We start from the raw sequence: 20142 nt of genomic DNA, 5'->3' as shown, positions 1-20142 counted from the left end.
TAAGTGCCCGCGGCAGCACTTATGCCGGTTAGAAGAGTGTTCTGCCCACATCGTGCGGACACAAGCCACGACAGAAAGGCCTGTCACATGATCACTATGGATCTCGAGTCCTCGAAGACGTCGACTGCATGGGTCGACGCCCGCTTTTTCTCGCTCCATGTCCGTTCCCTCGTCCATGAATGCCGCGTTCCGTGGCGTGTCGTCGCCCTGCTCGCGCATGTCCCCAGTCGAATCGTCCAACGACTCGCTGGCCAGGGGGACCGTCCAATTCACCGCATCCGCGTCATCGACGCCGTGCGCATCCTGCATATCAGTATCGACGACATCAACGCAGCACGTGAACGCATCGTGCCAGCAGGAAGCACGCGCGCTCGGCTCCTCGCCCTCCACAAGGCCGGCTGTGACATTGCTGAGATCGCCACCATGCTGGACGTAACGATGTCCTACGCCGCGAACCTCATGAGCGGGGAAGAACAGATGTGCACTGAGATGACGCGACTACGCAGTCGGGCCGCGTGCGAAGCTCGCGGCCTGCTCTCCACTGCCGAATCCATGGCGTCCATGTGAGTCGAGCCCATGTGGATCATCCTCGGCTCCGCGGTGGCGTGTGTCCTGGCGCTGTGGCATCTACGCGTCACGGTCCCGAATCTCGTCGAGCCAACCGTCGAAGAAGTGGGGGACGCGGTCCTGGCAATCAAACCCACATACGCCTCCCTCACCACCCCGACGCGTACCTTCGTCGTCGCCGTGACAGCAGCCGTATGCGGGGCCGCATCGGTCTGCGCGCCACCATGGGCATGGGGCGTGTGGTGGATCTGGTCGGGATCGGTGACTACTCTGGTCATCGTCGATTATGCGACGACCTTCTTACCACTGAAGTTATGGCGTCGCTGCGTAGCCGAGGCTGGGGTAGCGCTCCTGAGCGGAATCGTCCTGACGCGGCCGCCACGTGCACGGTGGCTCATTGCGTGTGTTTTGATCGCGGGAGTGTCAACAGGATTCTTCTGGCCCATGTGGCGACTTAATTCATCCCTCGGATACGGCGACGTCAGGCTTGCGGCGGGCACCGGCTTCCTGGGAGCGACGACGGCCGTACTCTCCCCGTACCCAGATTTCGTCCGCGCCGGGATGATGACTTTGCTCTCCTCCACCATCCTCGGAGCCGTTGTGGCCGTCATCGTCACCCTTGTTCGCAAACATCGCCCCTCACCATGGGGGTCGGCATTTGCCTATGGCCCAGCCCTATGGGCGGGCCCCTGGATGGCATTAGCAATCAGCCTTGGGTAACAGATATCCAACGGTTGAGATGGTCGTGTGCCGCTCCCGAATCAATCGATTGAGCGGCACGCTCCAACCTCTGGGCGAGCTGTGGAACGACGCCGTCATCAACCTGCAGGCCGTCTGCAGCAGTGTTGAGTAGCACGACGTCACGCCTGGGCACGAGATCGGCTAGTAGGTCAGCCCAGGTGAATTCATCGACACGGAACCTCGAACATGGACCTCTTTCGAGCCACGTGGTTTGTTCAGCGGGGGCTTGTCACCTCAGGGGACTCAGTGGTGCCCGGCAGTCTCACGGCGTCTCAGCGGCATCGCCACGAATGCCACGAATCACTGAAGCCACCGTCTGAGGCAACGCCACCGGATCAACAGGGTGGGTCGCGATGGCGTCTGCATGGGACCAGGACGCCAACCAGGCGTCCGCGACGCGAGCCACCAGCAAGACGACCGGCGGGCAATTGTCAACCTCGTCCTTGAGCTGATGACACACACCCATCCCACCGTAAGGAGCAGATTCGCCATCAGCGATCAGAACGTCATAATGACCACTACTCACGGCGTCAACCACCGAGGCCTGAGTAGCTGTCTCAACGACCTCGGCATGCGGAAGGTCCGGAGCGATCATCCCGGTCAAAGCGACCTTCACCTGCTCGCGGACAGCGTGATCGTCAGAATAGACGAGAACCTTGAGAGCGCCCGACAGCTCCCCGTGTTTGTCGCCCATGAGCGGTCCTTTCCCTCGAAGGCGTGGGACTGACATCTCGGTCACGACCGGATGCAACATGGCAGATGCTACAGCCTGAGGGCTATCTCTGCGCCCAGCACCGTCCTGCCTACTGAGACAAGCGGTATCACGAAAGTAGGCAAGTTACCACAGTGTGCCATCTAAACCCTTTCAGTCAACTTCGAATCACACTGGAACAGCGAAACAGCATGACCAATGACACATTTCCAGCCATAATGAGGCCGTGGCCACTTCAGCGCAGACTTCACAACGACCGACGGGCGCCATACATCCGATCGCGCCGACGCGGCTTAACGCGCCGGCCGGTCGTCCTGATGCCCTACCTATGGGCGTCTGGGTGTGGCTCGCAAGCGAGCTCATGTTCTTCGCTGCACTGTTCGCGGCGTACTTCATGATTCGCCAAACAACCAGCGACATGGCCACAGCGGGCCAGCAAACCCTGTGGCACAGCGAATCCTCTCACCTCGCAGTGGGGGCGGCTGCCATCAACACCCTGATCCTCGTGTTGTCTTCGGTCACGTGTCAGATGGGCGTTCATGCCGCTGAACACGGCCAAGTCAAGCGCACCAAAGGCCTGGGAGCGATCACATCATGGGGCATGCGCGAGTGGTACACCCTCACCTTCATCATGGGTGCGGTATTCATCGCTGGACAGATCGCGGAATACATCACCCTCATCGGCGAGGGCCACACCATCTCCTCGAGCGTCTACTTCTCGGCGTTTTTCCTCGCTACTGGTTTCCATGGCTTGCACGTAACCGGCGGCCTGGTTCTGTTCTTGTTCACCCTTGCCCGCACCTATATGGCTCGGCGGTTCACCCACGAGCAAGCAGTCACGGCAATGGTCGTTTCCTATTACTGGCACTTCGTTGACGTTGTGTGGATCATCCTGTTCTCGGTGATCTACATCGTTCGCTGAGGCCCTTAGTCCGAGAAAGGTGACTGTGGTGATGAGATTCCTCTCCACGAAACGGCACAGCCGGGCAGCCAAACCCGTGTTGTTGCTGCTGGCCTTGGTTCTAGTGGGGTGCGTGTACGCCTTCGTTAGCCCTTCTGCCTCCGGCCAGGCGGATACGAATGCCTCGACCCAGGTGGCCCAGGGCAAGGAAATCTTCCAGCAGAACTGTTCCTCTTGCCACGGCTTAAACGGCGAGGGCACAACTCAAGGTCCGTCTTTGGCCGGCGTCGGCGCGGCGGCAGTTGACTTCCAAATGGGTACCGGCCGTATGCCGATGGCTCGCCCCGAGGCTCAAGCCCCGTCAAAGAAGACGAAGTTCACTGGCGAGGAGATTGCTTCGGTTGGCGCATACGTCGCGTCCCTCGCTCCCGGACCGAAGGTTCCCTCCTCGCAGAACCTCAATACCTCAAACTTGAAGGCTGAGGAGCTAGCCCGCGGTGCTGAGCTGTTCAAGACTAACTGCTCGGCCTGCCACAACATCGAGGGTCGCGGTGGCGCTCTCCCCGAGGGTGCTTATGCCCCCTCTCTCATGAAGACCTCCGACAAGCACATTTACGAGGCTATGCGCACTGGCCCGCAACAGATGCCGGTGTTCTCCAAATCCGTCATAACCGACCAGGATGCCCGTGAAATCATCGGCTACCTACAGACCACTCATGCCGACCCCAATAATGGTGGCTTTGCCCTTGGCGGTATCGGCCCGGTCACCGAAGGCCTGTTCGGTTGGATCATCGGCATCGGCAGCCTAGTTCTGATCGCTGGGTGGCTGGCACGGAAGGGGGCTCGCGCGAAGTGAGCAACAAATACACCGAACGCAACGACTTACCGGTCGAGAACCCGGGAGTCGACCCCCACATTGAGCGCTACACCGACGCTGATCCGAAGGCCGGAAACCGCACTTACCGGCAGATATTAACTCTCCTCGGCCTGGTCCCAATTCTCGCCATCACCTTCGTCGTCATGTACTTCGCGGTACCTCGCGACGCGACCGTCGAAATCGGGCCGTTGTACATGAACGCTTCTACCTTCGCACTGGGGCTGTGCGCAGGGCTCGCTGTGCTATTCATCGGCATCGCGTGCATCCACTGGGCCAAACAGATTATGGGTGACGAAGAGATCATCCAGGAGCGGCATCCGGTCAATTCTGATGCCGCTGATCGTGAGGAATTCGCCAAGCAGTGGCGTATCGGCGCGGAGCAGTCCAGACTTTCCCGGCGCAAGCTCATCGGTGGAGCTCTTGGTGGCGCCATCGGGATCATGGCCGTACCGGCTATCGTCACCCTCGCTGACCTAGGTCCCAAGCCTGGACCGGGAACCCGTCGCGCAACGATTGAACGGACTATCTGGGCCGAGGGCGTACGGCTAGTCAACGACATCACCTTCCAGCCCATCAAAGTCTCCGATCTAGAAATCGGTCAGCTCGTCAACGCTGAGCCCGAGAACCTCAAGGATCTTGAGGGGGCTGAGTTCCAGCGCGCAAAAGCTAAGGCTGCCATCCTCATCGTCCGGATGGATCCTGACTCCATCAAGATCCCTGAGTCCCGTAAAGACTGGCAGGTCGGAGGCATCCTGTCGTATTCCAAGATCTGCACCCATGTCGGTTGCCCCGTCAACCTCTGGGAGCAGCAGACCCACCATCTGCTGTGCCCCTGTCACCAGTCAACCTTCGACCTAGGCGACTCCGGTGTTGTCGTCTTCGGCCCTGCCGGACGCTCACTACCGCAGCTACCCATCGCCGTTGACGACAAAGGGTATCTGGTCGCTCGAAGCGACTTCACCGTTGCGGTGGGCCCGTCCTATTTCGAACGAGATTCTCGTCACGATTACAAGAAGGGTGACAACTGATGGCCCGGCCAACTGGAATCGCCGAGGAATCACCCGCCCTGCGCACCGCAACGGCTGGAAACAAACCACCGGGTCGCGGGATGCGGATCGTCAACTGGCACGACGACCGTCTAGGTCTGGCCAAGATAGGCAAGGAGAACCTGCGCAAGGTCTTCCCTGACCACTGGTCCTTCCTCCTGGGCGAGATCGCCTTGTACTCCTTCGTTGTTCTGCTGCTCACGGGTGTATTCCTGACCATCTGGTTCAAGCCATCAATGGCCGAGGTCGACTACACCGGCCCATACCAGCTACTCAAAGGAACACCCATGTCGGAGGCCTTCGCCTCCACTTTGGACCTCTCCTTCGAGGTGCGTGGCGGCCTGTTAATTCGTCAGATCCATCACTGGGCCGCCATTCTCTTCGTAGCAGCGGCCACCGTGCACATGCTGCGCATCTTCTTCACAGGCGCTTTCCGTAAGCCTCGTGAGATCAACTGGTTGATCGGCCTGGGCTTGTTCATGCTGGCCATGGTCGAGGGCTTCGCCGGCTACTCGCTGCCCGATGACCTGCTGTCCGGCACCGGTCTCCGGTTTGCCGACGGCCTGATGCGTGCCATTCCACTGGTAGGCACTTGGGTTGAGTTCTTCGTCTTTAACGGCGAGTTCCCGGGCACCGCAATTGTCCCCCGCCTGTACATGGTCCACATCCTGCTCATCCCAGCCCTGCTCCTAGGGCTAGTGGCCGCTCACCTCGCGCTGGTCGTCTACCACAAGCACACCCAGTACCCGGGGCCCGGACGCACCGAGAAAAATGTCGTCGGTTACCCGCTGTTTCCGGTATACGCGGCCAAGGCCGGTGGTTTCTTCTTCGTGGTCTTCGGCGTGTTGACTCTCATGGGCACGTTCCTTCAGATCAACCCGGTCTGGAAGTTCGGCCCCTATAACCCGGGTGAGGTAACGGCCGGATCCCAACCTGACTGGTACATGGGCTGGCTTGAGGGCGCTGTGCGTATCACCCCGAACTGGGAGTGGCACATCGGTCACACCACCTGGAGCTGGAACATCTTCCTTCCCGGCGTGTGCCTCATGGGCGTATTGTTCACCTTGCTGGTGGCGTGGCCCTTCGTTGAGAGGTGGATCACGGGTGACGAGTCTGAGCACCACCTGCTCGACCGTCCACGCAACGTCCCGACTCGTACCGCGCTCGGCGTCGCCGCCATGAGTTGCTACGCCATGTTCTGGCTCTCAGGGGCCAACGACATCATCGCTACCCACTTCCATCTGTCGCTGAATTCGATCACGTACTTCATGCGTGGTGCAATCTTCGTCGTCCCGATCATCGCCTACCAGATCACCAAGCGCATCTGTGTAGCTCTACAGCGGGCTGACCGTCAGCGGCTACTCCACGGGTCACCCTCCGGCGAAATCATTCGCGAGCCTAATGGCGCATTCCACGAGGCCCACGTACCGATCAGCGACGATGAGGCCTGGACACTCACCCAGCAGAAGACTTACCCCGTCCTCGCTGCCGGCTCTATCGACGATCGTGGTCGCAAGGTCAGCAAGAAGCGTGCCCGCTGGATGAAGTGGTTCCTTGGTGACAACGTTCCTAAAGTAACCCGTGAAGAGCTGGACGCAGCTCGCCACCACGCCGAAATCGGCTCTAGTCGCTCCGCCACCCAGGCAGAGATCACCGACTGATCCCGGGTTCACCGAGCGCGGCGGCCCCTCTCACTGAGAGGGGCCGCCGTCATGTGCGGACACGTAACTGTTGCCAGTTGTGCTCCCACTCGACAAGGTCCGGCGCATGGTCGCGAAGCATCGTCGCTCCCCCGCCAAGATCTTCCTGCTCCCAATGCTGACGAGCGTCAGCCATGAGGTGTTCGGGGAGAGTCCCTCGGACAGTCGTCACCCGCCACCAGTCCACTTCCTGGCCTTCACGCGCCATGATCGTGCCGACCCGACGCGGCGACGTGCCCACTAGCTCGGCAACATCGGAGTAGGACACCACGGCACCGGCGGGCAAGGCTTCTACCGCCGCAAGGACGTCGTCCACCGTCGAGGTCATGGCTGCAGTTTGCCGTATCACGGCATGACCCGACAATAGTGACGTGGGACAATAGCCACGTGCGTTTTCTCAACGAGCAGCCAAACTACGACCTGACATATAACGACGTCTTCATGGCACCAAACCGCTCCTCGGTAGGGTCCCGGATGAACGTCGACCTGACGTCGACCGATGGCTTGCACACCCCTCTACCACTCGTGGTGGCCAACATGACCGCGATCTCCGGCCGACGGATGGCTGAGACGATCGCCCGTCGTGGCGGCATCGCTATCCTTCCCCAGGACATCCCGGCAGACTTCGTCGCCCGATCAATCCGCAGGGTGAAGAATGCACACACCCGTTTCGACACTCCAGTGACGGTTGACCCTACGACAACCGTCGGGGAGGCCATGAGCCTGCTCAATAAGCGCGCCCACGGGGTCGTCCTCGTCGTTGAGGATCATCATCCCGTCGGCTTAGTCTCCCCCGCTGAGGCTGAGGGCGTGGACCGATTCGCTCAATGCCATGAGGTCATGACAACCGATCTCACCCTGGTAGGTCCGCAGGCAAGTCCAGACGACGTTTTCCAAGCCCTGGCCGAACGTCACCAGAAGGTCGCGGTAGCTGTTGACGAGGACGGGGTTCTCGTCGGCATCATGACGTCACGGGGTGCCCTACGCACCGAAATCTATCGTCCTGCTGTTGATCCTGAGGGCCACCTTATGATCGGCACTGCGATTGGCATTAACGGCAACGTCGCCGAACGTGCCCGCAATGCCCTGGAATCCGGTTCGGACGTGCTCGTCATGGACACCGCCCATGGTCACCAGGACCAGATGATCCGCGCTATCGGGGTCGCAGACGAGGTCCGCGCAGCTTTTGAGACGAAAACTGGCCGACGGGTTTCTATCGTCGCCGGCAACATCGTTACCCGACGCGGCACTCTAGACCTGCTGGAGGCTGGTGCGGACATCATCAAGGTCGGCGTCGGACCAGGCGCCATGTGCACCACTCGGATGCAGACCGGTGTGGGGCGTCCGCAGTTCTCGGCAGTGTTGGAGTGCGCTGAGGCTGCTGCTGAGGTTGATGGCGCAATCTGGGCTGACGGTGGGGTGCGCCACCCCCGTGATGTTGCTCTTGCCCTTGCTGCGGGGGCCGGATCGGTCATGATTGGCTCGTGGTTCGCGGGCACCCACGAATCGACCGGAGCCATGCTCATCGATCACGACGGCCGGATGTACAAGGAGTCCTTCGGCATGGCCTCGGCTCGTGCTGTGCGCCACCGCACTCGGCAACGTAGCGCCTTCGAGCGAGCCCGTGCTGCCCTCTTTGAGGAGGGTATTTCCCAGTCCAAGATGTACCTGGACCCACAACGTCCCGGGGTCGAGGACCTTGTCGATTTCATCACCTCCGGGGTGCGCTCCTCGTGCACCTATGCCGGGGCCGCCAACCTCACCGAGTTTCGCGAGAAGGCCGTGATTGGTGTGCAGTCGCCCTCTGGGTACGAGGAGGGCCGCCCGCTGCAACGCAGCTGGACGTGAGCCCTTGGCGAACGTGTCTATATGTGACCTTCCGCCCGAACCATCCGGTCCTAGTGTGGCCTCTATGACAGCACATCGGATTCTCGTGATTGGAGGCCACGGACACGTGGCCAAGCACTTCACCCAACTCGCCACCTCGCAGGGACGTCAGGTCGACTCGGTCATCCGACGCAACGACCAGGCACACGACGTCACGTCGTGGGGAGGTAACCCGGTGGTGGCCGACGTAACGACGTTGCGCCCTTCACAGTGGGACGACCTCATCAATAGCCATGACGCTGTGGTGTGGTCAGCGGGAGCCGGTGGTAAGGGTGCGCCAGAAGACACCTACGCTGTTGACCGCGACGCGTGTACCGCGCTCGTTGACGCTATCGGACGGTCCCCTCACGGTCCGCGTTTTGTGCTTGTGTCCTGGTGCGGTAGCCCGGACCATGGCGTGCCTTCCGACAACTCTTTCTTCCCCTACGCCGACGCCAAAGCAGCTGCTGACCGTCACACCATGGACTCATCGATTCGGTGGACCATCCTTGGGCCGGTGACGCTGAGTCATGATCCGGCCTCGGGCGTGCGGATCCTCACCGAGGGCGAGGAATACGCTGGCACCACGGTCTCGCGTGAAACGGTCGCACAGGCCGCTCTAGCATGCCTTGACGACGACGCCACAGCGGGCAAGTTCATTCGGTTCTGTGACGGGCCAACGCCCATTGCCGAGGCGTTCTAGTCTCCCCCACGACATCATTGTCGTTCGGTAGGCGGCAGGTCTCGGCATCGTTAACCATCGGGGCTTCGGCATTCCCACGATTCCGCAATACCGGCTGATCTGAGACGTCCAGCCTGAGCTTATGCAGGGCCCGTAGCGCGCTGTGTCATCAGAACGTCACGTGTTTGTCGGGGTCAGCCAATACCCAAGACCCAAAGCATCTACAGATGCTAACTGCATACTTGTCTAACGCACCATGGGCTTAGGAAACGAACACGTTCATAGCATTCCTAGGTTCTCAACGGACGTGCAACCCTTACCGTGTCGACGTTCAGGCCAGACACGAAAGGGATTGCACGTCCTTAACTGCGCGATTTCGGCAGATGGCGTCGAATGAGGACGACCACATCGACAAGTGACGAAGCGAACACTGGAGGTACCTCAGATCGCTTGGCAACTGGATCGGTCCAGCCGGTCGTGTCACACAGTCTGTGTAGGTGGTCGAGGATGACTGGGAGAAAGTCTAGCTGCACGGGAATCCATCAATGGCGAGGCCGATGCAGATCTTCGAGCAAACTCATCGAACGTGCCACCGGAAGAAGAGACAATCCAAGGCCGGTCCGCAACCTTATAGAGGTTCGCGCTCAACTACCCTGATCGATTCCCCAATCGCTAAAAAGCCCGATCCATTTACACAGAATGCCTGGCACGCCCTGACAGCCTCGTGTTATTACGCACACCCCACGGTGGCCGTACGAAGGGTTCGTGATAAAAATATATGTAATATGACTCCTCGCTTCCGTGAATTTATCTGAGTGTCATCACCCTTCTTTACCAGCCACGGTTCCATCTGATACTGTTTATCTCAGCGTTGGACGTTGCCGCCCAACCAGTCGGACGATAGGCCCATCCTATTCCACAGATAGGGAAAAATAATGAAATTCAAGAAGGTCGCGACTATTGTCGCGGGATTGACCGTGGTGATCCCCGTGAGCTTGGCAAGCCAAGCGAACGCAGGGAGTAACCTTTGCCCCTCCAAACAGGTTTGTATCTACGAGGACAATAATTTCGTTGGCCTCATGGGATACCGACGCGCTGGCCTCGGCATTATGAATGTCAGTGGCAAAAATAATGACATTATGTCGTCATATGAAAACAAGTCAGGTACCAATGCGCGTTGGTACCATGATGCCGACGGCAAGGGTCGTTGCGTAACCATGCTCGCCTACCGGTCGGACAACGACATCAACACTTGGGATGATGATGAACTGACCTCGTGGGCAACGAACGGATCCTGCTAATAGCAAGAGGGGCGGCGTGCGTAGCTACCAGCACGCGCGCCGTCCCGCCTCATCACACAAAGGCAAGAATCATATGAATCCCACAGTCAGCGGGGAATCGCTGTCCAAAACGTTCATATCAGGCAGTACCCGAGTCCATGCGATCAACAACGTCAGCGTATCTTTCACCCATTCTGGAGTGCACCTTCTCATGGGAGAAAGCGGATCAGGAAAAAGCACCCTCATCAATCTCCTAGCTGGTCTGGATACCCCAGATTCGGGGTCCGTCTACGCAGAAGGCGTCACCGTATCTGATCAGAGCGAGGCGAGCAGAGCCCAATTTCGATTACGCCACATCGCCGTCATCTTCCAGGACGACAACCTCATCGCTGAGTTGACCAATACCGAGAATATTGCGCTACCCCTGTGGGCGCAGGGCACATCGAAGTCCGATGCCACTGAAATCGCCCACGAAGCCATGCGAAAACTAGGAATCGAGTCATTGGGCAGACGCCACCCCGGCGAGGTCTCGGGTGGCCAACGGCAACGCGTCGGGGTTGCGCGGGCACTGGCCAGCGGGCAACACATCCTCCTTGCCGACGAGCCAACTGGGGCGCTCGACTCCACGACGTCCGAAGGGCTCTTCGAGCTGCTGGGAGACCTCGCACACGACAACCAGATGTGCGTCATCGTGGCCACACACGATCCACTCGCCATGAAGCACTGCGACTCCGTCACCACCCTCCTGGACGGGCAAATCGTCGCATGAACAGAAGACTAACGGCCCAGACATTCCACATCTGGACGCGAAACAAGCACCGCATCAATTTGTCATGTCCATTCGCAGTGGTGATTGCTTGCTTCATCGCCCTGTACCTGACGCTGTCATCCTTCGCCCTCACTGGTTCACAGAAAAGAATTAGTTACCTGGATGGTCATGACGCATCCATCACCATCAGCCAGGCACAAACAACTCTGCACCCTGCCCAGGGCACGGTAATCGATCGACTGAGAAAATCAGGGGCACGGAACATATCCGTCATCACCACTGGTTCCAGCTTCCAAATTGACGGCCTTCGTACCACCGGATTGTCGACAGGTTTCCACGATCGAATTCAATACATGGAATGGGCCTCGGGCTCACCCGCATCGCGATATCACCTGACCGCTGGCCATTGGCCCTCCAGTCCGGGAGAAGTTGCCCTGTCCGAGCCTTTGGCCGCACGTCTCCACGACCCCAGTCGCATCCACGTCTTCTCCGACACCTCACGATTGCGGGTCGTGGGGACATTTCACGATGCCTACGCCACAGACGCTTTGGTGGCCATCGGCGCCGCGAGCGGTTGGAAATCCATGTCTGCCGCAGCATCCAAAGGATACCCGTCACTGTCGCCCATCGTGGAATACGTCTGGGATGGTCTGCCGCTCAGCACCGCCATACCCTTATTCAGCACGCTGTACGGGACTCCGACTGACTCACTTGTCACATCCAGCCGTGATGGAGCAAAGATCTCCGCAAGCCCCCAGGCATCGTTGGCCTCTCGAAGCCCTTATCTCGTGATGAGCCCTTGCCTTTTGCTCACAGGTGCCGTCCAACTCACCGTGATGGCTAGGATCGCCACATCCATCCGCGCACAGCGGCAATCAATGCTGAAACTGGGGATCCCGCTATCGGCAACGCTCGCGTCCGCACTCGGCTCGGTCCTCGCCATCTGTCTGGCGGCATGGTCGGTAGGTGTATGTGGAGGTTGGATACTCGGAATGGCCCTTCGCAGATTCCTGGTGCCTCACCTACTCACACAACCCATCAGCCCACCGGTGTCGATCGCCCCATTAGCCATGACACTCCTGGCACTCACTGTCGCCATGAGTATCGCGGCCATTCCACTGACCGGCCCGCGGGCTGGTGGGCGAAACAGGACAACACCGCACCATGCCCGGGCGGCAACAACGCTACGGTGGGTCAGGCGAGTGGCTGGTGTCCTTCTCATTATCGGCGGACTACTCGCACTCCAAAACCGGACCCAACTCGACGACGTCATGCGTGGTGCCATCTTCGTCTCATCCGGAGCCGTCCTCCTCATGCCCGATCTCATTTCCGGAATCATCTCGGTCGTCAAGCTTCCAACACCCGCTGGTCTGCTGGCCGTCAAGACGCTGCACTTCAACGATGCACGAATTCGGATCATGGGGTCAGCGTTGTGTCTATGCCTGGTGATCCCTGCCAGTGTCAACGTCATCATGACCTCATACCAGCAGTCAACGGCGGCGCTGAGCATGGCCCCACCGAACACCTTGATCCTGCAATCGCCAGATAGCAACCCTGTACCAAAGGACCTTCCCCGAAGCGTGCAGGCTGCGACCGGCATGAAGCGTGCCGTCAAGGTCGACATGCTCAGTGGCGAGATCACGTCGAACCATCACTCCGGAACCGCGCGGGCCGTCATGGTCGTATCATCCCCGGAAGACGCCGAACGAGTATTGAATATGAAGCTCACGGCCGAGGAGCGAGCACATCTCAATAACAGTTTCATGCTGTCATTTTCAGATGGCCCAGCAAAGACAATCCTCGCCCTAGACGATGGCCGCCAGGCCGCAATCCCATCCAGCCGGGTCGAGGTCAACCCGACATGGGCATACATCTATGGCGGCGTCATTGTGAAAGCGACCCTAGAACGAATCCGTGCCCAATCGATACCACACCAGTGGGTATATACGGGGGTCCAGAAAAGCGACATCACTCAAGCCGTCAACTATGTCCACCGCCAAGGCCTCGATCCACAGCTACTCACCTACCACGTGGAACCGGAACCTCCTCAGATGCCGTTCTCTTGGTGGACGGTGTGCCTCACCCTCGTCATCATCGCAGCGGGTATCACCGCCAGCGTTTCCGCGTCATTGGGACACATTGCACGAAATCAGAGCCGGCAGCTACTCGCCATAGGACTCCCGAAACGACTGGGGGCAATGATCCCTATCCTCGAGAGCATGCTTCTGGTCGGATTGTGCTCCGTCATCGCGAGCGTCCTGGCCATCGTTCCGGTCGTGGTCGGGCAAAGCCTGTCTGAGTCCTTCACATTATGGGTGCCGAAAGATTGGGTCATCCTGTGGTGTGCCGGGCTTGGACTACTGATTGTGTTGTCCCCTTTAGCAGGACTCCGCGCGATCAGGGCACGAGAGCGTACCGCCGATGCCCTGATCTAGCCCAACCACGGACATCGCCGCCGCGGTCTGATCCGTGGCGGCGATGGTCGATACGTCAGTGAGCGTAATCCCCGCGGTAGTACTCAAAAGCCCAACCCGAGGCAGCCCAAATCCCAATGCCCAGCCCGAGCAGAGAGATCCACCAACCGAAGATCGGGCCGAGGCACATGATGGCGACAACAAGCGCACACCAGAACGGCCAGATACTCTGTGGTGGGAAGAAGCCGACCGGTCCGGCACCATCGACAACCTCGGCGTCCTTCTCGTCGGAGGGACGGGGATTGATCTTCTTCGCAATGACCTGGACGTAGAAAAACACCATCAGAGCCATCGCCGCTGACAGCCCGAGTACCCAGGTGCCGGCCACTTCATGGGCCGAGAACCAGTACACCGGGGTCATGACGCAATAGAACAGGCCGAGCCCGCCGAAGACCCAACGTTCCGGTTTCATCAGGCATCCTCCTTACCGGAGTGCACGAGTTCACGCGGATTAGCTTCCCCGGCCTCGGGAGCCAAAGCAGCCTCCGGATGATTGATGTCGAAGGCCGGTGAGGTGGAGCGCACGCGGATCATCTTCGTGAAGTTATGGGTAGGAGGCGGGCACGAAGTAGCCCACTCAAGAGTACGGCCCCAGCCCCACGGGTCATCGACTTCGATGTTCGGATCGTGACGGGTAATCCAGACGTTCCACGCAAACGGCAGCATCGAGATGGCCAGCAAGAAGGCGCCAAAGGTCGACACCTGGTTGAGCAAGGTAAAGCCTTCCCAGGCACCGTAATCGGCAATACGACGCTGCATACCCTCGACACCAAGCCAGTGCTGGACAAGGAAGGTGGTGTGGAAACCGACGAACAAAGTCCAGAAATGGATCTTGCCCCAGGTCTCGTTAAGCATGTGCCCAGTGATCTTCGGCCACCAATAGTAGAACCCGGCGAACATCGCGAAGACCACTGTGCCGAACAGCACATAGTGGAAATGGGCTACCACGAAGTAGGTGTCAGACACGTTGAAGTCCATCGGCGGGCTAGCGAGCATGACACCAGTGAGACCGCCGAACAGGAAGGTCGTCAAGAAGCCGATAGCAAAGAGCATCGGCGTGTCAAAGCTCAACGAGCCACCCCACATGGTGCCAATCCAGTTGAAAAACTTCACACCAGTCGGAACAGCGATCGTGAAGGTCATGAAGGAGAAGAACGGCAGGGAGACCGCGCCAGTCACGAACATGTGGTGGGCCCACACAGACACCGACAGACCACCGATAGCCAGGGTCGCGAATACCAGGCCGACATAGCCAAACACCGGCTTGCGACTGAACACTGGCAGCACCTCAGTGATGATGCCAAAGAACGGCAAGGCGATGACGTACACCTCCGGGTGCCCGAAGAACCAGAAGAGGTGCTGCCACAGGATCGGGCCACCATTCGCAGCGTCGAAGATATGGGCTCCCAGAGCCCGATCAGCCTCGAGAACGAGCAGACCAGCCGACAGGACTGGGAAGACGACCAGCACCATGATCGAGGTGATGAGGATATTCCAGGAGAAAATCGGCATCCGGAACATCGTCATGCCGGGGGTACGCATGAGAATGATCGTCGTCACAAAGTTGACAGCACCGAGGATGGACGACAAGCCAAGGAGGTACAGGCCCATCACCCACAGGTCCCCGCCGACTCCCGGTGAGTTGATGGCGTCCGATAGCGGCGCGTAGGCGAACCAACCAAAGCTGGCAGCACCACCAGGGGTGAGGAAGCCGCTACAGGCCATCAGGGAGCCGAAAAGGTACAGCCAGTACGCAAACTGGTTAATACGCGGGAACGCGACATCCGGGGCACCGATCTGAAGCGGCATGAAGAAGTTCGCGAACCCGGAAAACAGCGGGGTGGCAAACATCAGCAGCATGATCGTGCCGTGCATCGTGAAGAGCTGGTTGAAGGTCTCCTGGTGCATAAACTGCATACCTGGATATGCCAACTCGGCGCGAATAAGCAGGGCAAGGATGCCGCCAAAGACGAAGAAAAACAGCGACGTACCAAAGTACAGCCGGCCGATTTTCTTATGGTCGGTGGTCGTCATGTAATCCCAAACGAGGGCACCAAAGCTGGCCTTGCGACGCTCCTGGCGAGTAATGGCAGGAGGTGCGGTCCGCTGAGCAATGGATGCGCTGGTCACTTCTTCTCCCCCTCATTTGATTCGGTGGTGGTGAGGGCAGCAACCGAGTTCGCAGGCTTGATCTCACCGGTGTCGCCCTGAGCTTTGAGCTGCTGAAGGTGCTTGTTGTAGTCCTCGACCGACACCACGTGCACCTTGAAGATCATATTTGCGTGATAGGTACCACACAGCTCGGCGCACTTACCGTCGTAAACACCGATCCTCGTCGGAGTGAGGTCAAACTGGTTAGGATGGCCCGGAATGACGTCCATCTTGAAGTAGAAGGCCGGCACCCAGAACGAGTGGATAACATCAGCGGACTTGAGGCGGAAGCGCACTGACTGGCTCACCGGAAGGTACAGATTCGGAATCTTCTCGATAGTGCCAACCTCATGGGTGACAACACCACCGGCGTCAGGATTGTTGGCCTCCATATAGTTAAAAGTCCACGACCACTTCTGGCCGACAACATTAACGACATGTTGAGGGTCAGGGTTCTTGTCGAGCACCTTGTTCTCGGTACGAACGGTATAGAAGAACAGCACGCCGATCACAAGGAAAGGAACGATGGTGTAGAGCACTTCAAGCGGAAGGTGATACCGAGACTGGCGCGGAATCGCCGGGTCACCGTCCTTACGACGGAACTTGAAAGCGGCAAATCCGATGAGCCCCCATACGAATACGCCGATGACAAGCGCCGCAACCCAGGCGCCAATCCACATATTGCCCATGTGCACGGCGCGATCGGACGCCGGATCGACAAGACCGAGACGAGCTGCGCGCCCGGGGCCAGTACTGCCGCAGCCGCTGAGGGGCACCACCGCTATCGCTGCGGCACAGACGCCGCCGACTTTTCCGGCAGCACGCCTGCCACTTCGGGGCACGTTCCGGTCAAGGTCGTGTCGCCAGCTGACTCTGCGTCCCACGGTTCACCCTCCCCATTGCAAGCCCGCCCCCGACCCGACGATGGGAACAGGTAACTGTTGTGTCCGTCACATTGAACAATAGCGAAAATAAGGCGCTTCGTCCGCCCAGTAGGACTGACGAAACGCCTTAATGACTCCAACGAGCCTGCTCGGGAAGAGTTCCCGATCCTCAGAACCAGCTCAGTGGAAAGAGTCCCCACAAGCGCAGGTGCTAGTCGCGTTAGGGTTGTCGATAGTGAACCCCTGCTTTTCGATGGTGTCCATGAAGTCAATCGTGGCGCCAGCTAGGTATGGAGCGCTCATACGGTCAGTGACCACATCGACCCCGCCGTAGGTCTTTACAACGTCGCCCTCGAGGTGACGCTCGTCGAAGAACAGCTGATACCGCAGCCCCGAGCAACCGCCAGGCTGCACAGCCAGACGCAACGCGAGGTCGTCACGACCCTCTTGATCGAGCAGCGACTTCACCTTCGCGGCAGCCGCGTCGGTAAGGATGATTCCGTCAGTGGCGGGAGGGGTAAGGGCGTCGGTCATATGGGCTCCAAGAACGTGTGATGGACGATCCCGGGAGATGACCCGGGTGGTCGATCTTGATGGATCGGGCGGGTGTGTCGTCCCGTCGCAATATCCACTGTATCCGCAGCACGCCGTCCACACCGAACGGTACCGGTTCAGCGCGCAGCGGAACAAGGGCATCCAGGGGATCAACCGGGTATAAGACCGTCGCCGGCCGGGTTCTCCGACAGCCAGACTGAGACTTCCTCGATCGTCGCAGAAACGTCAGGAACGATAAGGTCCGAGTCGATGATGTTGTCGTCAGCAATCGGAGTACCAACAGTCCGCACCGTCGTCACCAGCTCAGTTAAGGCTTCGGTGAGCTCATTTTGCGAGGTTGTCCCGATAGCGTGCTCGACGCGGGCATCGATGCGATTGAGATGACCCATTTCGGTGTCGGGCACCTGCCACTGGCCTTCACCAACAATGCGAATGATCATGACTGATCCTCCTGACGTCGCACAGATCGCGATCCCGTATGCGGGTCCGTTCCGTTTTCGGCGCCGGACTCGAGCTCCGGGGCGGAACCATCACGCCCTGTCCCCAGCTGAGCCTTCAAAGCCGACAGCTCAGCATCGATGGCATGGTCGTTGGCCAGACTGTCGAGCTCCCGGGTGATGTCGTCGCCGTAGCTGCGAGTGGGATCCTCAATAGCACCACTGGCAATGAGTTCGTCCATGGCTCCAGCACGAGCCTGCAGTTCCATCGTCTTGTCCTCGGCGCGGGTGATCGCCATGCCGATGTCGCCCATCTCCTCATTAAGACCTGTGAAGGCCTCGTTGATGCGGGTCTGGGCTTCAGCTGCGGAGTAGGTAGCTTTGATGGTCTCTTTCTTGGTGCGGAAGGCATCCACTCGAGCCTGGAGGCGCTGCGACCCGCGGATGAGTTTCTCTTCCTCAGCCTGCAGGGTGGCATGCTGGGTCTGCAGATCATTGAGCTGGGCCTGCAGAGTTGCCTTACGGGTCAACGCCTCACGGGCGAGATCCTCACGACCCTGCTCGAGTGCCCGACTGGCAGCGTTCTGCATCTTGTCGACATCGGTCTGTAATTGATTCATCTGCAGCTCGACGCGCTTACGGCTCGTGGCGACGTCGGCGACGCCTCTGCGCACCTTCTGCAGCATATCGAGCTGACGCTGGTAGGAATAGTCGAGGGTCTCGCGCGGATCCTCGACCTTGTCGAGGGCCTTGTTCGCCTTAGAGCGGAAAACCGTCGAAAGTCGTGCAAATATACCAGCCATAGGTGGAGTCGAATCCTTCCCCTTCGGTGCTTGAGGACTCCGGGAAGTCGTCAGCGTTGCGGTTGCCTGATCATTAGGGTACGGGACTGCGCAACATCGGCAACAGCAATACCCGTACAATCTTCTCAGCCCAGACAGGGTTGCGCCAGCTGGAACAAGCCACCGGGCGCGCGAGGACGACACATAAAAGGATGGATCGTGGGACTGTTCCGCCCCTACGAGCAGGGAACCAGCAAGAAGACCGGACCGACGGAGGAGACCGTCGAGGCAGGGCCGGGATCCAGTACTGAGTCCTCCTCTTCCTCGGCTACCACAGCTCCCAGACGCGCTCCGAAGACCTCGTCAACCGGCAGAAAACAACGGGCTAGTAAGGGGGATCACGCCACTAAGAAGCCCCAAACGGCTGACCATAAGGCGCCTGTTGCACAGCCGAAGACCGTATCCCGGCACACCGCAAAGAAGGGGCCGACGCCAACCCGCGCCGAAGCCGAGGCTGCACGTCGTCACCGTCTCAATCCGACGCTGAGCAAGAAGGAGGCCCGCAAGCGCGAGCGCCTGGCCAAGCGTGAGCGCCAGGCCGCGGCTATGGAAGCGGCCGAGCGACGCCCAGAGCGGGGCTACCTGCGCGATTACATTGACTCGCGTTGGACTTTCAGCGAATTCATTATGCCGATCTTCCTGGCCGTCATGGTGATCTGGTTGGCCATGCTCTTCATCGCTCCAACCGCCGTGGGCGCCATCAATGCCATGTCCCTGGGCATGCTGATCGTGATGATCTTGTGGCTCATTGATTCCTGGCGCCTGTGGCACGGGGCGAAGAAGGGGATCCGAGCCCGTTACCCCAGCGCTCCCCTGCGTGGACTGTGGTCCTACCTCAACAATCGCGCTATGACGGTGCGTCGCTGGCGCAACCCGGCACCGCGCGTCGAGCGTGGCGAAAGAATTGACTCATAACTTTGTGGGACGCAGACGTGGCAGACATGATTGTCTTATAGGTATGAGTTACTCGTGGCTTTTTAAACAGTCCCGCATCACCGTCAAAGGCTCCGAACACCTCGGTGAGCTCGGAGCCGGGCAACAGTTCGAGTCCCAGGAGGAGGCCGAAGCATGGCTCTCTGAAACTTGGCCCGAGCTACAAGATGCTGGAATCGACGAAGTCACCCTTATGGAAGACGACGATGTCGTCTACGGCCCGATGGAACTGTCGGAAGGGTGATCGCGGACCCTCACGGTCTGCCAAGTCATCACCGCGCCAAAAGCTGTCAAGGCGATCCCCAGCCCAATAACAGTCGGACGGGACTGGGCTATAGAACGACGCCGTTGCTCGTACGTCTGCACGGTGTCGGTATGAGTTGCCGTGTACGTGGCCTTGTGACAGGTGTCTCCCGGATGCATCTCGACACCTCGACAAGAGACTGTGGGCGAGGCCATCACCATAATTCCCCACACCAGCAAGGCAACCCCGGCCGCAGCAACAACGACGTCGAGAACCAACCGAAGCTTGGGATGACTCGCACGGCCTAACGGTGCGCTGTGCTGTGCCGACGTTGTAGAGCCCACAAACTCACCATACTGGCGACTCATTACGACCGCGCCGCCACGCACTTGACATCCCTCGACTAGGCTGATCGACGAGGTGTCGCCCCGGGGAATGACCGGGCCCATCCCGAATTATCTACCGAATGGAACCTTCCACC

General features: G+C 59.4%; 23 protein-coding genes. 13 read left to right on the top strand and 10 right to left on the bottom strand.

Features of this window, described 5'->3' with window-relative positions:
- Positions 1-87: 87 nt before the first annotated feature.
- Both CPA42_RS03925 and CPA42_RS03920 read left to right on the top strand, forming a co-directional pair.
- Positions 88-567: a hypothetical protein gene (locus CPA42_RS03925; RefSeq protein ID WP_002515220.1), complete on the top strand. Its 480-nt coding sequence runs from the start codon at positions 88-90 to the stop codon at positions 565-567.
- A 9-nt stretch (positions 568-576) separates the two neighbouring features.
- Positions 577-1287 carry an A24 family peptidase gene (locus CPA42_RS03920; protein WP_002515217.1) on the top strand — a complete coding sequence of 237 codons (711 nt, stop codon included), beginning with the start codon at positions 577-579 and terminating at the stop codon, positions 1285-1287.
- Here CPA42_RS03920 and CPA42_RS03915 read toward each other — a convergent pair.
- On the bottom strand, positions 1274-1441 hold the full coding sequence (locus CPA42_RS03915; protein ID WP_002519142.1) for a DUF1421 domain-containing protein: 168 nt from the start codon (positions 1439-1441) through the stop codon (positions 1274-1276). The two genes, CPA42_RS03920 and CPA42_RS03915, sit on opposite strands and share 14 nt — an antisense overlap.
- Before the next feature lie 129 nt (positions 1442-1570).
- Positions 1571-2062 carry a response regulator transcription factor gene (locus CPA42_RS03910; protein ID WP_002519143.1) on the bottom strand — a complete coding sequence of 164 codons (492 nt, stop codon included), beginning with the start codon at positions 2060-2062 and terminating at the stop codon, positions 1571-1573.
- 184 nt (positions 2063-2246) lie between these two features.
- Between CPA42_RS03910 and ctaE the strand changes: the two genes are divergently transcribed.
- The 4 genes from ctaE to qcrB are packed head-to-tail and all read left to right on the top strand — an operon-like array spanning position 2247 to position 6505.
- The gene (gene ctaE, locus CPA42_RS03905) at positions 2247-2942 is read left to right on the top strand and encodes an aa3-type cytochrome oxidase subunit III (RefSeq protein WP_014598467.1); all 696 of its coding nucleotides are present in this window, start codon (positions 2247-2249) and stop codon (positions 2940-2942) included.
- 31 nt (positions 2943-2973) lie between these two features.
- Entirely contained in the window at positions 2974-3777 is an 804-nt protein-coding gene (gene qcrC / locus CPA42_RS03900) for a cytochrome bc1 complex diheme cytochrome c subunit (RefSeq protein ID WP_002519144.1), read from the top strand.
- Complete coding sequence (gene qcrA, locus CPA42_RS03895; protein WP_002519145.1) at positions 3744-4826, top strand: cytochrome bc1 complex Rieske iron-sulfur subunit; 1083 nt, start codon at positions 3744-3746, stop codon at positions 4824-4826. The genes qcrC and qcrA overlap by 34 nt, the downstream gene beginning before the upstream one ends.
- Complete coding sequence (gene qcrB / locus CPA42_RS03890; protein WP_002515252.1) at positions 4826-6505, top strand: cytochrome bc1 complex cytochrome b subunit; 1680 nt, start codon at positions 4826-4828, stop codon at positions 6503-6505. The genes qcrA and qcrB overlap by 1 nt, the downstream gene beginning before the upstream one ends.
- A gap of 49 nt (positions 6506-6554) precedes the next feature.
- Here the strand turns inward: qcrB and CPA42_RS03885 are convergent, their stop codons facing one another.
- Positions 6555-6872, bottom strand: coding sequence for an MGMT family protein (locus CPA42_RS03885; RefSeq protein ID WP_002515298.1), 318 nt, complete (start codon positions 6870-6872; stop codon positions 6555-6557).
- Positions 6873-6910: 38 nt separating this feature from the next.
- Between CPA42_RS03885 and CPA42_RS03880 the strand changes: the two genes are divergently transcribed.
- From CPA42_RS03880 to CPA42_RS03860, 5 genes are all read left to right on the top strand, one after another.
- Positions 6911-8392, top strand: coding sequence for a GuaB1 family IMP dehydrogenase-related protein (locus tag CPA42_RS03880; RefSeq protein WP_002519148.1), 1482 nt, complete (start codon positions 6911-6913; stop codon positions 8390-8392).
- Between the two features lie 64 nt (positions 8393-8456).
- Positions 8457-9113 carry an SDR family oxidoreductase gene (locus CPA42_RS03875; protein ID WP_002519149.1) on the top strand — a complete coding sequence of 219 codons (657 nt, stop codon included), beginning with the start codon at positions 8457-8459 and terminating at the stop codon, positions 9111-9113.
- Between the two features lie 956 nt (positions 9114-10069).
- Positions 10070-10393, top strand: coding sequence for a peptidase inhibitor family I36 protein (locus tag CPA42_RS03870; protein WP_226987789.1), 324 nt, complete (start codon positions 10070-10072; stop codon positions 10391-10393).
- 73 nt (positions 10394-10466) lie between these two features.
- The gene (locus tag CPA42_RS03865) at positions 10467-11141 is read left to right on the top strand and encodes an ABC transporter ATP-binding protein (protein WP_014604515.1); all 675 of its coding nucleotides are present in this window, start codon (positions 10467-10469) and stop codon (positions 11139-11141) included.
- Positions 11138-13576: an ABC transporter permease family protein gene (locus CPA42_RS03860; RefSeq protein ID WP_002515224.1), complete on the top strand. Its 2439-nt coding sequence runs from the start codon at positions 11138-11140 to the stop codon at positions 13574-13576. The genes CPA42_RS03865 and CPA42_RS03860 overlap by 4 nt, the downstream gene beginning before the upstream one ends.
- 55 nt (positions 13577-13631) lie before the next feature.
- On the opposite strand, the gene CPA42_RS03855 is transcribed toward CPA42_RS03860, so the two are convergent.
- The 6 genes from CPA42_RS03855 to CPA42_RS03830 all read right to left on the bottom strand — a co-directional run bounded on the left by CPA42_RS03855 (position 13632) and on the right by CPA42_RS03830 (position 18445).
- Positions 13632-14027 (bottom strand): cytochrome c oxidase subunit 4, encoded by a 396-nt coding sequence (locus tag CPA42_RS03855; protein WP_002515229.1) that lies wholly within the window; start codon positions 14025-14027, stop codon positions 13632-13634.
- Positions 14027-15745, bottom strand: a complete 1719-nt coding sequence (ctaD, locus tag CPA42_RS03850; protein WP_002515260.1) for an aa3-type cytochrome oxidase subunit I — start codon at positions 15743-15745, stop codon at positions 14027-14029. The genes CPA42_RS03855 and ctaD overlap by 1 nt, the downstream gene beginning before the upstream one ends.
- Positions 15742-16650, bottom strand: coding sequence for an aa3-type cytochrome oxidase subunit II (gene ctaC / locus CPA42_RS03845; protein WP_002515286.1), 909 nt, complete (start codon positions 16648-16650; stop codon positions 15742-15744). Before ctaC ends, ctaD begins: the two co-directional genes overlap by 4 nt.
- A 180-nt stretch (positions 16651-16830) precedes the next feature.
- Positions 16831-17184, bottom strand: coding sequence for an iron-sulfur cluster insertion protein ErpA (gene erpA, locus CPA42_RS03840; protein WP_002515279.1), 354 nt, complete (start codon positions 17182-17184; stop codon positions 16831-16833).
- 170 nt (positions 17185-17354) lie between these two features.
- Complete coding sequence (gene pspAA / locus CPA42_RS03835) at positions 17355-17645, bottom strand: PspA-associated protein PspAA (RefSeq protein ID WP_002515291.1); 291 nt, start codon at positions 17643-17645, stop codon at positions 17355-17357.
- Entirely contained in the window at positions 17642-18445 is an 804-nt protein-coding gene (locus CPA42_RS03830) for a PspA/IM30 family protein (protein ID WP_002515315.1), read from the bottom strand. Before CPA42_RS03830 ends, pspAA begins: the two co-directional genes overlap by 4 nt.
- A gap of 198 nt (positions 18446-18643) precedes the next feature.
- On the opposite strand from CPA42_RS03830, the gene CPA42_RS03825 reads away from it, so the two are divergent.
- Both CPA42_RS03825 and CPA42_RS03820 read left to right on the top strand, forming a co-directional pair.
- Positions 18644-19399 (top strand): DUF3043 domain-containing protein, encoded by a 756-nt coding sequence (locus CPA42_RS03825; RefSeq protein ID WP_002515295.1) that lies wholly within the window; start codon positions 18644-18646, stop codon positions 19397-19399.
- Between the two features lie 43 nt (positions 19400-19442).
- Positions 19443-19661: a hypothetical protein gene (locus CPA42_RS03820; protein ID WP_002515303.1), complete on the top strand. Its 219-nt coding sequence runs from the start codon at positions 19443-19445 to the stop codon at positions 19659-19661.
- Here CPA42_RS03820 and CPA42_RS03815 read toward each other — a convergent pair.
- Positions 19631-20110 carry a hypothetical protein gene (locus CPA42_RS03815; protein WP_002519153.1) on the bottom strand — a complete coding sequence of 160 codons (480 nt, stop codon included), beginning with the start codon at positions 20108-20110 and terminating at the stop codon, positions 19631-19633. The two genes, CPA42_RS03820 and CPA42_RS03815, sit on opposite strands and share 31 nt — an antisense overlap.
- Between the last annotated feature and the right edge of the window lie 32 nt (positions 20111-20142).

Origin of the sequence: Cutibacterium acnes, from assembly GCF_003030305.1 — a bacterium.
Lineage (GTDB): Bacteria > Actinomycetota > Actinomycetes > Propionibacteriales > Propionibacteriaceae > Cutibacterium > Cutibacterium acnes.
The sequence above is the reverse complement of the archived record's forward strand: the minus strand, read 5'-3'. Positions and strand labels throughout refer to the sequence as shown.

Excerpts from the sequence above, each read along its gene's own strand:
- CPA42_RS03925 (WP_002515220.1), top strand. The coding sequence starts at position 88 with ATGATCACTATGGATCTCGAGTCCTCGAAGACGTCGACTGCATGGGTC.
- CPA42_RS03920 (WP_002515217.1), top strand. The coding sequence starts at position 577 with ATGTGGATCATCCTCGGCTCCGCGGTGGCGTGTGTCCTGGCGCTGTGG.
- CPA42_RS03910 (WP_002519143.1), bottom strand. The coding sequence starts at position 2,062 with ATGTTGCATCCGGTCGTGACCGAGATGTCAGTCCCACGCCTTCGAGGG.
- qcrC (WP_002519144.1), top strand. The coding sequence starts at position 2,974 with ATGAGATTCCTCTCCACGAAACGGCACAGCCGGGCAGCCAAACCCGTG.
- qcrB (WP_002515252.1), top strand. The coding sequence starts at position 4,826 with ATGGCCCGGCCAACTGGAATCGCCGAGGAATCACCCGCCCTGCGCACC.
- CPA42_RS03885 (WP_002515298.1), bottom strand. The coding sequence starts at position 6,872 with ATGACCTCGACGGTGGACGACGTCCTTGCGGCGGTAGAAGCCTTGCCC.
- CPA42_RS03875 (WP_002519149.1), top strand. The coding sequence starts at position 8,457 with ATGACAGCACATCGGATTCTCGTGATTGGAGGCCACGGACACGTGGCC.
- CPA42_RS03865 (WP_014604515.1), top strand. The coding sequence starts at position 10,467 with ATGAATCCCACAGTCAGCGGGGAATCGCTGTCCAAAACGTTCATATCA.
- CPA42_RS03860 (WP_002515224.1), top strand. The coding sequence starts at position 11,138 with ATGAACAGAAGACTAACGGCCCAGACATTCCACATCTGGACGCGAAAC.
- CPA42_RS03855 (WP_002515229.1), bottom strand. The coding sequence starts at position 14,027 with ATGAAACCGGAACGTTGGGTCTTCGGCGGGCTCGGCCTGTTCTATTGC.
- erpA (WP_002515279.1), bottom strand. The coding sequence starts at position 17,184 with ATGACCGACGCCCTTACCCCTCCCGCCACTGACGGAATCATCCTTACC.
- pspAA (WP_002515291.1), bottom strand. The coding sequence starts at position 17,645 with ATGATCATTCGCATTGTTGGTGAAGGCCAGTGGCAGGTGCCCGACACC.
- CPA42_RS03830 (WP_002515315.1), bottom strand. The coding sequence starts at position 18,445 with ATGGCTGGTATATTTGCACGACTTTCGACGGTTTTCCGCTCTAAGGCG.
- CPA42_RS03820 (WP_002515303.1), top strand. The coding sequence starts at position 19,443 with ATGAGTTACTCGTGGCTTTTTAAACAGTCCCGCATCACCGTCAAAGGC.
- CPA42_RS03815 (WP_002519153.1), bottom strand. The coding sequence starts at position 20,110 with ATGGGCCCGGTCATTCCCCGGGGCGACACCTCGTCGATCAGCCTAGTC.